Source organism: Variovorax sp. F042 (genome assembly GCF_057814215.1).
The window spans coordinates 325631-339662 of sequence record NZ_JBVASX010000005.1 but is presented as its reverse complement, the minus strand read 5'-3'; the positions used below and the strand labels follow the sequence as shown (position 1 = coordinate 339662).

Genomic DNA, 14032 nt, shown 5'->3' with positions numbered 1-14032 from the left:
CCGGGGGAGTTTAGGCGGCCTTCGCGCCGAAGCGGTAGATGCCGTCCTTGCCCAGTTCGCGCTTCACCTGGCCGGAGAACCACAGCAGGTGCAGGTGAGCCACCGTTTCGCCCATGGCGAAGGTCATCTGGTGCAGGTCGAGCTCGCGCTTGAACAGAATCGGCAGGCCTTCGGCTGCCGTCAGCGCGCGTGCCGTGCAGGCTTCGAGCAGCTCTGCCAGCCGGTCGCGGTGGTGCTCCTGCAGCTGGTCGACGCGTCGGTGGATGCCCCGGAAGGGCTTGCCATGCGAAGGCAGGCCCAGCGTGTCGGCCGGCAGCGCCTTGAACTTGTCGATGCTGTCGAGAAAAAGGCGCAGCGAGTTCGCCTCGGGTTCGCCCGCGTGCACGCTCACGTTGGTGGAAATGCGCGGCAGCATCATGTCGCCGCCCAGCAGCAGCTTCAGGTCGTCGCAGTACAGTGCGATGTGCTCGGGTGCGTGGCCGTAGCCGCTGATGCAGCGCCAGTCGTGGCCGCCGATGGTGACGATGTCGCCGTCGAGCATGCGCACGAAGCTCTCGGGCACCGAGGGAACCATGTTCGCGTAGTAGTTGGTGCGCGCGCGGATCTTGGCGATGGATTCGGGGTCGGTCAGGCCGTGCGAGGCAAAGAAGCGCGCCGCCGGTTCGCCGCCCGCCAGGGTGTCGCCGGCGGTGCTGAGCACGCGGGCCACGTGGTAGTCGGTCGAGCTGATCCACAGCGGCGCGTTCCAGCGGGTGCACAGCCAGTCGGCCAAGCCGATGTGGTCGGGATGCATGTGCGTGACGATGACGCGCAGGATCGGCATGCCCTGCAGTTGCGTCTCGAACACCTGCTCCCACTGCGCGCGCGCCTCGTCGCGGGCGATGCAGCAGTCCACCACCGTCCAGCCCTCGACGCCGTCGAGGGTGTCGCGCAGCAGCCAGAGGTTGATGTGGTCGAGCGCAAAGGGCAGTCGCATTCGAATCCAGCGCACGCCGGGCGCCACTTCCAGGGTTTCACCGGGCTCGGGGAGCGTGTCGCCGAGGGGGTAGTGGAGTTCGCGTTCGAGGAGGTTCATGTAAGATTGACGTTTACGTAAACGTCATGGAGTAGTGGCACCATTGTAGGGATCGCGGCGCAAACCTGCTGTCGCGCCCGTAACGCCCCTTCTCCAGACCCCCGTCATGCCTGCGCAAACCTTCACCATCAGCCAGCTCGCGAAGGAATTCGACCTCACGACGCGGGCCATCCGCTTCTACGAGGACATGGGCCTGCTCACGCCCGAGCGGGCCGGCCTGCAGCGCATCTACAGCGCGCGCGACCGCGCCCGGCTCACGCTCACGCTGCGTGCCAAGCGCCTCGGCCTGAGCCTGACGGAGGCAAAAGACATCCTCGACATGTACGACAGCCCGCGCGACACCGTGCCGCAGCTGGAAAAATTCCTCGGCGTGTTGGGTGCCCACCGGGCCCAGCTCGAGGCGCAGCTGGCCGAGTTGCAAGCCAATCTCGCGGAGGTGCGGGAGCACGAAAAGAAGGGGCGGGCCACCCTTGCCAAGGCGCAAAAAGCGAAAGAGACAAACAAGACGCGCAAGCCCGCCGAAGCCAGAGCCTGAAAAACACGACTCATCGACAATAGCCGCCTATGCCCGACAACACCGATAACCTCGACGACCTCTTTGCCCACAACCGCGCCTGGTCTGCCCAGATGGAGCGCGACCGGCCCGGTTTCTTCACCAGCCTGGTGAAGCAGCAGACGCCGCGCTACATGTGGATCGGCTGTTCCGACAGCCGCGTGCCCGCCAACCAGATCACCGGCCTGGAGCCGGGCGAAGTGTTCGTGCACCGCAACGTCGCCAACATCGTGGTGCACTCCGACCTCAATGCGCTCTCGGCGATCCAGTTCGCGGTGGAGCACCTGAAGGTCGAGCACATCATGGTGGTCGGCCACTACGGCTGCGCCGGCGTCAAGGCCGCGCTCAGCGGCAAGCGCATCGGCCTGGCAGACAACTGGATCCGCCACATCCAGGACGTGCGCGACCGCCACAGCGTGATGCTCGAAAGCCTGCCCGAAGAAGCGCGCGTCGATGCGCTGTGCGAGCTCAACGTGGCCGAACAGGTGGTCAACGTGGCCGTCAGCACCGTCATGGTCGACGCCTGGGCGCGCGGCCAGAAGGTGCGCATCCACGGCTGGACCTTCGGCGTGCACGACGGCCTGCTGCAGGACCTGGGCCTGAGCGTCGACGGCGCCAAGCCGCTCGACGCGGTGTACAAGGCCGCGGTGCAGCGCATCCGCTACAAGTGGAGCAAGCCCGGCGAGGTGATCCAGTCGCTGACGCTGCAGGGCACGCAGGTGAACCAGTCGGTGCAGGAGGCGCAGGCCATGACGCCGCAGCCCGAGGCCGACGGCACGACAGACGCCGCCGCTGCCTGAGCGGCCCGGGCGCCTCCAACTGCCTGCCCGCCCATGTTCCCGCAGCGCCTCGATTCGCCGCTGGCCTACGACATCGCGAAGGCGATGATGGACGGCTTCAACCGGCACTACCGGTTGTTCCGCGCCGAATCGGCGCGCGCCAAGCACCGTTTCGAAACCGCTGACTGGCACGGCCAGCGGCGGGCGCAGCGCGAGCGCATCGAGTTCTACGACCTGCGCGTGAGCGAGGCCGTGGCCCGGCTCGAAAAAGAGTTCAAGGCCGGCGACCAGCCCATGGACGTGTGGCACCAGATCAAGCTGCACTACATAGGCCTGCTGGTGGACCACCACCAGCCTGAGCTGGCCGAGAGCTTCTTCAACTCGGTGACCACGAAGATCCTGCACCGCGCGTACTTCCAGAACGACTTCATCTTCGTGCGCCCGGCCATCAGCACCGAGTACATCGAGCCGCGCGGCGCGCCCACCTACCGGCCGTACTACCCGGAGCCCGAAACGCTGGCCGACACCCTCGAGCAGATGCTCGACGACTTCGCTCTGCTCGGCAGCTTTGCCAACAAGCGGCGCGATGCGGAGCGCGTGGCGCACGTCATCCTGAACCGCTTCCACCAGGTCAAGCTGCGCGCCAACTTCCAGCTGCAGGTGCTGTCGGGCCTGTTCTTCCGCAACAAGGGCGCGTACGTGGTCGGCAAGATCATGAACGGCTTCACCGAGATTCCGTTCTCGCTGCCGATCCTGCACGATAGCCATGGCAAGTTCTACATCGACGCGGCGCTGTTCGGCGAAGACGACCTGCAGATGCTGTTCAGCTTTGCGCGCGCGTACTTCATGGTCGACATGGAGGTGCCCTCGGCCTGGGTGCAGTTTTTGCGCTCGCTCATGCCGCGCAAGCCGCGCGCCGAGATCTACAACGCGCTCGGCCTTGCCAAGCAGGGCAAGACGCTGTTCTACCGGGACTTCCTCTCGCACCTGAACTATTCGAGCGACCGCTTTCGCATCGCGCCCGGCATCAAGGGCATGGTGATGCTGGTGTTCGACCTGCCGTCGTTCCCCTTCGTGTTCAAGGTCATCAAGGACTTCTATCCGCCGCAGAAAGACACCACGCGTGAGCAGATCAAGGGCAAGTACATGCTCGTGAAGCAGCACGACCGCGTGGGCCGCATGGCCGACACGCTGGAGTACAGCGACGTGGGTTTTCCGCTCGATCGCTTCGAGCCCGAGCTGATCGAGGAAATCCGCAAGTTCGCGCCCAGCCAGCTCGAGATCGGCGACCGCGACGGCAACGGGGAAATGGAAGTCGTGGTCAAGCACGTCTACATCGAGCGGCGGATGATCCCGCTCAACATCTACCTGCAGGAAGCCTTCGACACGCTGGCCCACCCCGAGAGCCCGGCGCATGCCAGGCGCGCGAAAGACCAGCTGGAGCACGCGGTGATCGAGTACGGCAACGCCATCAAGGACATGGTCGCAGCCAACATTTTCCCTGGCGACATGCTGTGGAAGAACTTCGGCGTCACGCGCGGCGGCAAGGTCGTGTTCTACGACTACGACGAAATCGAATACGTCACTGACTGCAAGTTCCGCAAGGTGCCCACGCCGCGCAACGAAGAAGACGAGATGAGCGGCGAGGTCTGGTACTCGGTGGGTCCGAAGGACGTGTTCCCCGAAACCTTCGAGCCCTTTTTGCTGGGCAACAAGGACGTGCGCGAAGCCTTCATGGCGCACCACGCCGACTTGCTCGACGCAGCCTTCTGGCAGCACCACAAGGAACGCATCCAGGCCGGGCAGATGCTCGATGTGTTCCCGTACGAAGAATCGCAGCGCTTCCAGCACGAAGGGCACGCGACGCATTTCTGACCGATCGCTTCTTGATTCCGCTTTCACACTTCTGAAGGAGACCTCCATGTCCGAATCCATCGTCATCGTCGGCGCCGCCCGCACCCCCATGGGTGGCTTCCAGGGCGACTTCTCGTCCCTCTCCGCGCACGACCTCGGCGGCGTGGCCATCAAGGCCGCCGTCGAGCGCGCCGGCATCGCGCCCGAGAGCGTGGGCGAAGTGCTGTTCGGCAACTGCCTGATGGCAGGCCAGGGCCAGGCCCCGGCGCGCCAGGCGGCCTACAAGGGCGGCCTGCCCGACAGCGCCGGCGCGGTCACGCTCAGCAAGATGTGCGGTTCGGCCATGAAGGCCGCGATGCTCGCGCACGACCTGCTGCTGGCCGGCACGCACGACGTGATGGTCGCCGGCGGCATGGAAAGCATGACCAACGCGCCCTACCTCATGCTCAAGGGCCGCGGCGGCTACCGCATGGGCCACGACCGCATCTTCGACCACATGATGCTCGACGGCCTCGAAGACGCCTACCAGCCGGGCCGCTCGATGGGGACCTTCGGCGAAGACTGCGCGGCCAAGTACAAGTTCACGCGCGAGCAGCAGGATGCGTTTGCCATCGCCAGTGTCGAGCGCGCCAAGAAGGCCACCGACACCGGCCTCTTCAAGGACGAGATCGTGCCCGTCACGGTCAAGGGCCGCGGCGGCGACACCGTCATTTCGATCGACGAAGGCCCGGGCAAGGTCAAGCTCGACAAGATCCCCACGCTGAAGCCCGCGTTCAAGAAAGAAAACGGCACCATCACCGCCGCATCGAGCTCGTCGATCAACGACGGTGCGGCCGCACTGATCATGATGACCGAGTCGCACGCGAAGAAGATCGGCGCCAGGCCCATCGCCCGCATCGTCGGCCACGCCACGCACGCGCAGCAGCCCGAGTGGTTCTCCACCGCGCCCGTGGGCGCCGTCGCCAAGCTGTTCCAGAAAACCGGCTGGAAGGTGAAAGACGTCGATCTGTGGGAAGTGAACGAGGCCTTCGCCGTGGTGCCGATGGCGCTGATGCACGAGCTCGACGTGTCGCACGAGATCGTCAACGTGCACGGCGGCGCCTGCGCGCTGGGCCACCCGATCGGCGCCAGCGGCGCTCGAATCATGGTCACGCTGATCCATGCGCTGAAGGCGCGCGGCAAGAAGCGCGGCGTGGCAACGCTTTGCATCGGTGGGGGCGAAGGCACTGCGGTGGCACTCGAATTGATCTAATCAGCATTCATTGTCATTTTTTGGCATTTACTGTCATTTAAATTTATTAACAATAATTGCCAAATTTGAAAGTGTGTGAATTTATTTCTTTGCCTCTGATTCTCTGATACCATCCGCGCGCCGATGATCGTCAAGGCGTCGCGAAATTCGTGCGCGGGATGGAATTTCAGGAAAAAGAATGGATAAGCAGCGAGGGGCGGAGTGCACATTGGTCGTAGATCAATGGATAGTCTTTGGGGAGTTTTTACGGCAATTGCTCATTGCCTTGAAATTCCCAGCGCTCGCATTGCTTTCGGTAGCAGCGCTGACATATTTTTCGGCCTCGAAATCACCTGCTGGCCTTGCAATCGCCGAAACCGATGAGTTGCTTTTAAAGCTGACGACATTGGGTCGAAAAGGCGCCGCCGTTTTATGCAACCCTGAAAGTATCGAAGAACATCTCTCCGTTCGGATTGAAAAGGGTCATTTAAATAAGGCAGGCGGCAGCAATTTCCCGGTTGCCGTGAATACGCCGGGCCAATCCGTTTTCGGGAGCTATTCGAAACTTCAATCGGGCACGGGCACTATCTGCAGGCTTCAGTTGCAAGTCGTTGGCCGCCGATTCTGTGACACGGATTCCGCGCGTGCGCAGCGTTTGATTGGTCGTCGTGTTCAAACTCGATTGGCCGTGCCGGGTGAAGCCGGCTTCTACGATCACGGGTATGAACTGATGCGCGATGCCAGGGAAAGATCGGTCATCGGATGGCGGGAACCTGGCCGGTCGTGTCCGGCCGACGTCGAAATCGTCGCTGCAATCCGTTGAATGGCGAAGGGGGCCGTCACTCGCTGCCGTGGCCTTCGCTGTTTGCAGGAGCCGTCTTTTTCGCCGCATGCGCCATGCTGTTGTACGAATCGGCGCGCGAATACTTCCCCCGTAGCGACTTGTCCGCTTTCGACACGCAACGTGCCGGGCTGTTAAGTGCCGAACTGCGTGCCGCTTACGAGCAGGAACTGTTCAGCGAGTTGTCTCAATGGAATCGCCCCAGCCGTCGCTATCCGACGGAGGCTGGTGTCGGTCAACGCGAAGAGCGATGGAGGCAACTGGCCGGTGAAGGGCTCGAGCTGGCGCATATCGCCGTGCAGGTACTTCAGCCCGATGGCGGCTTCGTCTACCCGCTCGAGAAGCCGATGGATCGGTTGCAAGCGCTCGCAGAGCAGGGTGACTCCGGTGCGATGTGCCTGATGACCGGGCTCGTCGGTCAAGTCAAGAGGTCGCGCTTGTCCATCGAGCATTCCGAGATTGCAAGGAAATGGCTGCTTCGGGGTCTAGAGCGCGGTCATGCAGAGTGCCAACTGCAGCTGGGACGTCGCCTGATCCTTGGCATCGATGGGGTGGCCAAGGATGCGAAGCGCGGACTGGCCTTGGAAATTTCCGCTCGTCGTGCCGGATACGCTCACGACGTGGATGGACTGACGGCATATTTTCAGCAGCGATGGTCAACCGAATCTGCTGATCTCACCAGGCTGTATTGCTGGCTGTCCATCGATGCCCAATCGCGCTTGACGGATGGGCCGCAGAACATGCTGAGACTCTTGCGTGCCGAGGCGCGACGTATCGATTCCGAAGGGCTGATGGGGCTCGCAAGCCGGCTCGAGAACTCGCGTTTCTCCTTGCAGGCATGTGTCGACTTGGGCACAGGCTGAACTCGTCCTTGGCAACGCGGACGATGCCTAGAATGGTAGTTTCGCCCCCATCTGGAGACCTTGTTCATGTATTCGGCCATTCCCCGCAACACCGTCGCCGCGCTGGTTGCTTTGGTTTTTTTGGCGCCTGTCACCTGGGCCCAGAAGCGCGACAACGTGCTGTTCCAGGCTGCCACCGACGAGCAGCCCGCGGTGATCAAGACGCTGGAAAAGCTGGTCAACATCGAGACCGGTACCGGTGACGCCGAAGGCATCGCCGCCGCCGGCAGCTACCTCGAGGGCGAACTCAAGAACCTGGGCTTCACCGTCACGCGCAGCAAGTCGGCCGGCATCGTGGTGGGCGACAACATCGTGGGCAAGATCAAAGGCCGCGGCGGCAAGAACCTGCTGCTGCTCTCGCACATGGACACCGTGTACCTGAAGGGCATCCTCGCGAAGGCGCCGTTCAAGATCGAAGGCGACAAGGCCTACGGCCCCGGCATCGCCGACGACAAGGGCGGCAACGCCGTCATCCTGCACACGCTCAAGCTGCTGAAGGACTACGGCGTGCGCGACTACGGCACCATCACCGTGCTGTTCAACACTGATGAAGAAAAAGGCTCCTTCGGCTCGCGCGACCTGATCCAGGAAGAAGCCAAGCTGGCCGACTACGTGCTCTCCTTCGAGCCCACCAGCGCCGGCGACGAGAAGCTCTCGCTCGGTACCTCGGGCATCGCCTATGTGCAGGTCAACATCACCGGCAAGGCCTCGCATGCGGGCGCGGCGCCCGAGCTGGGCGTGAACGCGCTGGTCGAGGCCTCCGACCTCGTGCTGCGCACCATGAGCATCGACGACAAGTCGAAGAACCTGCGCTTCAACTGGACCATTGCCAAGGCCGGCAACGTGTCGAACATCATCCCCGCCAGCGCCACGCTGAATGCCGACGTGCGCTATGCGCGCAACGAAGACTTCGACGCTGCGATGAAGACGCTGGAAGAACGCGCGCAGCAGAAGAAACTGCCCGAGGCCGACGTCAAGGTGATCGTCACGCGCGGCCGCCCGGCCTTCAATGCCGGCGAAGGCGGCAAGAAGCTGGTCGACAAGGCCGTGGGCTACTACAAGGAAGCCGGCGGCACGCTGGGCGTGGAAGAGCGCACCGGCGGCGGCACCGACGCAGCCTATGCGGCGCTCTCGGGCAAGCCCGTGATCGAGAGCCTGGGCCTGCCGGGCTTCGGCTACCACAGCGACAAGGCCGAGTACGTGGACATCAGCGCCATTCCGCGCCGCCTGTACATGGCTGCGCGCCTGATCATGGATCTGGGCGCCGGCAAATAAGCACGAACAGAAGAAAAGACAGGAGACAACGCCATGCTGCTCAGCACCGACCAGGAAGCCATCCGCGACGCGGTGCGCGATTTCTCGCAAGCCGAACTCTGGCCCAACGCGCCCAAGTGGGACCGCGAGCACAGCTTTCCGAAGGAAGCCCACCAGGGCCTCGCGGCGCTGGGCGCCTACGGCATCTGCGTGCCCGAAGAGAACGGCGGCGCCGGCCTCGACTACCTCACTCTCGCGCTGGTGCTGGAAGAAATCGCTGCCGGCGACGGCGGCACCAGCACCGCCATCAGCGTGACCAACTGCCCGGTCAACGCCATCCTCATGCGCTACGGCAACGCGCAGCAGAAGAAGCAGTGGCTCGAACCGCTGGCGCAGGGCCAGATGCTCGGCGCCTTCTGTCTCACCGAGCCGCAGGCAGGCAGCGATGCCTCGAGCCTGCGCACCACGGCGCGCAAGGACGGCGACGCCTACGTGATCGACGGTGTGAAGCAGTTCATCACCAGCGGCAAGAACGGCCAGGTGGCCATCGTCATCGCGGTAACGGACAAGGGCGCGGGCAAGCGCGGCATGAGCGCGTTCATAGTGCCGACCGATGCGCCGGGCTACAACGTCGCGCGCCTGGAAGACAAGCTGGGCCAGCACAGCAGCGACACCGCGCAGATCAACTTCGACGGCTGCCGCATCCCGCGCGAGAACCTGATCGGCGCGGAAGGCGAGGGCTACAAGATCGCGCTCGGCGCGCTCGAAGGCGGCCGCATCGGCATTGCCGCGCAGAGCGTGGGCATGGCACGCAGCGCCTTCGACGTGGCGCTGGCCTATGCCAAGGAACGCCAGGCTTTCGGCGGCTCGATCTTCGAGCAGCAGGCCGTGGGCTTTCGCCTGGCCGAATGCGCGACGCAGCTTGAAGCCGCGCGTCAGCTGATCTGGCATGCCGCGAGCCTGCGCGACGCCGGCTTGCCCTGCCTGAAGGAAGCAGCCATGGCCAAGCTGTTCGCCAGCGAGATGGCCGAGCGCGTGTGCAGCGCCGCCATCCAGACGCTGGGCGGCTACGGCTACGTGAACGACTTTCCGCTGGAGCGCATCTACCGCGACGTGCGCGTGTGCCAGATCTATGAAGGCACTTCGGACATACAGAAGCTGCTGATTCAACGCGCGCTGGCGTGAGCGACATGCGGCCGGGGCGGGTGATGTTCCGGTAGCGCCACAACCCCACCCGTCTGTCATCGGTTTGGATGACAGACAGATACGCGCAGCAGGCGCAGCATGGTGGCCTCTTTGTCGGAGGTCTTTGCCATGTCCATCTTCAGAACCGCTTCCCCCGCATTGGCACTCCTGTGCATCGGTGCCGTGGCCCTGCCGGCGCGCGCGCAGCTCGCAGCCCCTGATATTTCCACTCTGACCGCGACCGAAGCCGTGCAGCAGCTGTGCGCCGGCACCGTCACCAGCGAGCAGTTGGTAACGGCCTACCTCGCCCAAGCCAGGGCCAAGGCGAATCTCAACGCCTTCATCACGCTAGACGAAGCCGGCGCACTGAAGGCCGCGCGCGCCGCCGATGCACTGCGCAAGCGCGGTGGCGCCTGCAAGCCGCTGGCCGGCCTGCCGGTGGCCATCAAGGACAACATCCAGGTGCAGGGCCTGCCCGCGACGGCCGGCACACCCGCGCTCAAGGGCTTCGTGCCCTCCGCCGACGCCCCGGTGGTGGCCAGGCTGCGCGCGGCCGGCGCGGTGGTGCTCGGCAAGACGAACATGCACGAACTGGCCTTCGGCGTCACCGGCTACAACCCCGCGTTCCAGACCGGCTCCGAGGTGGGCGTGCGCAATGCCTACGACGCGACGCGCATCGCGGGCGGCTCGTCGTCGGGCAACGGCACTGCGCTGGGTGCGCGCATGGCGCCCGCGGCGCTGGGCACCGACACGGGCGGGTCGGTGCGCATTCCGTGCGCGTTCAACGGCTGTGCATCGCTGCGTCCGACAGTGGGGCGCTATCCGCAGCAGGGCATTGCGCCGATCTCGCACACGCGCGACACGGCGGGGCCGATGGCGCAATCGATGGCCGACGTGGCGCTGCTCGACAGCGTCATTGCCGGCGGCAAGCCGCTCAAGCCTGCCGACCTGAAGCGCGTGCGCCTTGGCGTGGTGCCGGCCATGCAGGCCAATCTCGACGCCGATACGCGCGCCGCCACCGATGCCGCGTTTGCGAAGCTGCGCGCGGCCGGCGTCACGCTGGTCGATGTGGAGATGCCGAAGCTGATGGAGCTCAACGGCGCGGTCGGCTTTCCGCTGGCGCTCTACGAGGCGCACGACGACATGGTGACCTACCTCGCGAAGTACCGCACGGGTATCGACATTGCACAGCTCACGGCCGGCATTGCCAGCCCCGACGTCAAGGGCACTTTCGAGACCTTCGTCATCCCGCGCAAGCTGCCTGCGGCCAGCGGCGTGGTCGATGCGAAGCCGGTCTACGAGAACGCGATGCGCGTCGCGCGCCCCGCGCTGCAGAAGCTCTACCGCGACACCTTCGCGAAGAACAGGCTCGACGCACTGGTGTTCCCGACGGTGCCGCGCGTGGCACTGGCCGCGGGGGCCGAAGCCAGCAGCCCCGAGAACTTCGGCTCGCTGATCCAGAACACCGACCCGGGCAGCAACGCCGGCATACCGGGCGTGCAGTTGCCATCGGGCCTCGGCGCAACCAGCGGCCTGCCCGTGGGCCTGGAGCTGGACGGCCCTGCCGGCAGCGACCGCAAGCTGCTGGCCGTGGGCATGGCGGTGGAGCAGGTGCTCGGCCGGCTGCCGGCGCCTAAGTGAGCGCGAGCGGCATGGCCCAGCCTGCGAGCGCCGAGCGGCGCTCGATGCCCAGCTTGTCGAAGATGCGCCGCAGGTAGGTGCGCACGGTGGGCACGCCCACCGCGAGGCGCCGCGCGATCTCCTTGTCGGTGAGCCCTTCGCGCACGCAGCGGGCCACTTCCTGCTCGCGCACGCTCAGCAAGGCCCACGCGGCTTCGCGCGCCCCGGACGCCGGAGCAGTCGCGCGCTGCGCCCGTTGCAGGGCGCCCGCGAACGCCGGCTCGATCAGGTCGAGCAACGCCTTCTCGTGATCGCCGAAATCGCTGCGCCCCTTGCGGCGCCAGATGCGCAGGTCTCCCAGCGCGCGTTCGCCCTCGAAGGCATGCAGGTTCATGCCCCAGTGCAGCCCGTCGCGCGCGAGAAAGTCGTTGAAGAATGCGGTGCGCATCAGCTCGCGCTGCGGCATCACTTCGGTCACGCGTGTGGCGCGGCGCCGCGACTGCAGCACGAATGTGATCGGGTCGTGGTGCTGGTGCCACTGCGCATAGCTGTCGAGATTCGCGGGGTCCATGTGCAGCGCCACGCGCGCGCCGAAGCTGCCGCTGGCGGCGTCCCACACGAACGAGGCGAACTGGTCCGCATGCAGCAGGTCGAGCAGCGCCCAGCCCAGGCGCTCGCGGATCTCCTGCTCGCCGCGGTCTTCCGCCAGCAGCGTGAAAACGCCGCGCAGTGCGTGCTGTTCAGAGCCTGTGAGGTACATACATCGCCGACTTTCTCGAGGGAGCCGTTGTAACGCTAACGTTTAGCAAGCGCCGCGCCAAGGGTGGATGCCCGCAGGGGATGCGCTCTGGCAGGCAATGCGCGCAGAATCGAAAGCCGGTTTCTTCGCCCATGCAGTCGTCTTCCTCCAGCTCCAGCCGCACCCCTTTTCCGGGGCAAATGCTGCGCCGCCTGCGCGACTACTGGGTCGAGTCGCCCAACCCCAATCCACTGGTCGACCAGAGCCTCGCGCGGGCCTACGTGGACGACACCTACGACACACCGCTGATGGCGGCCACCGTCGCGGCCATCTTCTGGATTACTTTTCTCGTACTCACGCGCAACCCCGGTGCGATGGTGTGGGGCCTGCTGGTGCACACCTCGCAGTGGCAGCGGCACCGCCACCTGCGCCGCGTGGACCCGACCAGCATCGACGTGGCCACGGCAGTGCGCACGCGCCGGCGGCTGGAGGTGCGCATGCTGGTGCCGGGGCTGATCTGGGGGCTGGCGCCGTGGCTCTTCTTTCCGCACGACAACCTCACGCTGATTTTGTTGATGTATTTCTTCATCAGCGGTGTATCGAGCGTCGTCATCGCGGCGCTCGCGCAGTGGTGGCTGGCCGCGCTGTGCTTCAGCGTGCCGATGTTCCTCGGCATGGCGCTGCGGCTGGTGGTGGAGCCGGGCAGCGTGACCATCCTCATGGGCTGCCTGGTGGTCTCGCAGATGTTTGCCGCGCTGTACTACGCGCGCAAGCAGAACCGGCTGATCGTGCGCTCCATCGAGCACGGCTTCGAGAACGCGCGTCTGGCCGATGCGCTCGCGCGCCAGCTCGACCACGTGGCGCAGCTCGCGGCGCAGCGCGCGCGCATCTTCGCGGCAGCCAACCACGACCTGCGCCAGCCGATGCATGCGCTGGCGATCTTCGTCGACGCGCTCAACACCCGCAGCGCGCCGAGCGCCGACAACCTGCGCTTCATGCGCGACAGCGTCGATGCGTTGCGCGCTTCGGTCGATGCCCTGCTCGACATCGCGCAGCTCGACGGCGGCGTGGCCCCGGTGCGGCTGGAGCCCCTGCACCTGGACCCGATCTTCGAGGCGCTGAGCGGCCGCTTCGCCGCGCTGGCCGATGCCAAGGGGCTCGATCTGCGCGTTCGCCCGACCGAGGCCGTGGTGCGCGCCGATGCGCGCATGCTCGCGCGGCTGCTCGGCAACTTGGTGGACAACGCCATCAAGTACACGCCGGCGGGCACCGTCTTCGTCTTCGCGCGGCGGCTGCAGCGCCCGCCCAGCGGTGTGCCCGCGTGGCGCATCGAGGTGCGCGACTCGGGCGTGGGCATCGAGGCGCAGCACCAGACGCATGTGTTCGAGGAGTTCTTCCAGGTCGACAACCCGGGCCGCGACCGCAGCCGCGGCCTCGGGCTGGGCCTGTCGCTGGTGGCGAGCATGGCGCACGTGATGGGTTCGCGCATCGAGGTGCGCACCGCGCCGGGCCGCGGCAGCACCTTCTCGCTGGTACTGGAAGAGGCGGCCGCGCTGCCGGGATCCGAGGTACAGGCCGGCGAGGCGCTGCCGGAGCCTGTCGGCAATGCACCGCTGGCGCCGATCCGCATCCTCGTGCTCGACGACGAGCAGCCCGTGCGCGAAGCCATGCGTTCGCTGCTCTTCGGCTGGGGCCACGAGGTTGCGGTGGCCGCAAACCCGCGCGAGGCGCTGCAGCACAGCGGCGTGTTCGACCTGATGCTGAGCGACCTGCGCCTGGGCAGCGGCCTCTCGGGCCTGGCCGCCGCGCAAGCCCTGCAGGCGGTCGGCAAGGCGCGCAACGTCGTCATCCTCACCGGCGAAACCGCGCATGCGACGCGGGCCGAGGTCGAGCGCGCGGGCTATGCGCTGATCTACAAGCCGGCGGGCGCGCAGGCCCTGCAGGAAGCCATTGCCGCAAGCCGGCCTGCCTAGCCTCGGGGCTTGCCCTGTCCGCGCCC

12 protein-coding genes are annotated in these 14032 nt (G+C 65.7%); 10 read left to right on the top strand and 2 right to left on the bottom strand.

Translation table 11 applies throughout. The annotated features are described in order from the left end of the window. Positions 1 to 10 precede the first annotated feature (10 nt). On the bottom strand, positions 11 to 1075 hold the full coding sequence (locus tag ACZYSP_RS19315) for an MBL fold metallo-hydrolase (protein ID WP_093056766.1): 1065 nt from the start codon (positions 1073 to 1075) through the stop codon (positions 11 to 13). Between the two features lie 106 nt (positions 1076 to 1181). Here ACZYSP_RS19315 and ACZYSP_RS19310 point away from each other — a divergent pair, with 106 nt between their 5' ends. From ACZYSP_RS19310 to iaaH, 9 genes are all read left to right on the top strand, one after another. Continuing rightward, the gene (locus tag ACZYSP_RS19310; RefSeq protein WP_093056765.1) at positions 1182 to 1610 is read left to right on the top strand and encodes a MerR family transcriptional regulator; all 429 of its coding nucleotides are present in this window, start codon (positions 1182 to 1184) and stop codon (positions 1608 to 1610) included. Between the two features lie 29 nt (positions 1611 to 1639). Beyond that, positions 1640 to 2428, top strand: coding sequence for a carbonate dehydratase (gene can, locus ACZYSP_RS19305; RefSeq protein ID WP_093056764.1), 789 nt, complete (start codon positions 1640 to 1642; stop codon positions 2426 to 2428). Positions 2429 to 2461: 33 nt separating this feature from the next. Continuing rightward, positions 2462 to 4282: a bifunctional isocitrate dehydrogenase kinase/phosphatase gene (gene aceK / locus ACZYSP_RS19300; RefSeq protein ID WP_489015941.1), complete on the top strand. Its 1821-nt coding sequence runs from the start codon at positions 2462 to 2464 to the stop codon at positions 4280 to 4282. Positions 4283 to 4328: 46 nt separating this feature from the next. Next, complete coding sequence (locus tag ACZYSP_RS19295) at positions 4329 to 5513, top strand: acetyl-CoA C-acyltransferase (protein ID WP_489015939.1); 1185 nt, start codon at positions 4329 to 4331, stop codon at positions 5511 to 5513. 178 nt (positions 5514 to 5691) lie between these two features. Next, a complete protein-coding gene (locus tag ACZYSP_RS19290) occupies positions 5692 to 6315 on the top strand; it encodes a hypothetical protein (protein WP_489015937.1) in 624 nt (207 codons plus the stop codon). Positions 6316 to 6389: 74 nt separating this feature from the next. After that, a complete protein-coding gene (locus tag ACZYSP_RS19285; RefSeq protein ID WP_093177251.1) occupies positions 6390 to 7196 on the top strand; it encodes an SEL1-like repeat protein in 807 nt (268 codons plus the stop codon). A 66-nt stretch (positions 7197 to 7262) separates the two neighbouring features. Then, on the top strand, positions 7263 to 8510 hold the full coding sequence (locus ACZYSP_RS19280) for a glutamate carboxypeptidase (protein ID WP_093177252.1): 1248 nt from the start codon (positions 7263 to 7265) through the stop codon (positions 8508 to 8510). A gap of 33 nt (positions 8511 to 8543) precedes the next feature. Further along, positions 8544 to 9674: an acyl-CoA dehydrogenase family protein gene (locus ACZYSP_RS19275; RefSeq protein WP_489015934.1), complete on the top strand. Its 1131-nt coding sequence runs from the start codon at positions 8544 to 8546 to the stop codon at positions 9672 to 9674. Between the two features lie 129 nt (positions 9675 to 9803). Continuing rightward, entirely contained in the window at positions 9804 to 11315 is a 1512-nt protein-coding gene (gene iaaH / locus ACZYSP_RS19270) for an indoleacetamide hydrolase (protein ID WP_489015932.1), read from the top strand. Here the strand turns inward: iaaH and ACZYSP_RS19265 are convergent. After that, entirely contained in the window at positions 11308 to 12054 is a 747-nt protein-coding gene (locus ACZYSP_RS19265; RefSeq protein ID WP_354338716.1) for a helix-turn-helix transcriptional regulator, read from the bottom strand. The genes iaaH and ACZYSP_RS19265 overlap by 8 nt on opposite strands. Before the next feature lie 131 nt (positions 12055 to 12185). Between ACZYSP_RS19265 and ACZYSP_RS19260 the strand changes: the two genes are divergently transcribed. After that, positions 12186 to 14006 (top strand): hybrid sensor histidine kinase/response regulator, encoded by a 1821-nt coding sequence (locus tag ACZYSP_RS19260; RefSeq protein WP_489015929.1) that lies wholly within the window; start codon positions 12186 to 12188, stop codon positions 14004 to 14006. Positions 14007 to 14032 lie beyond the last annotated feature (26 nt).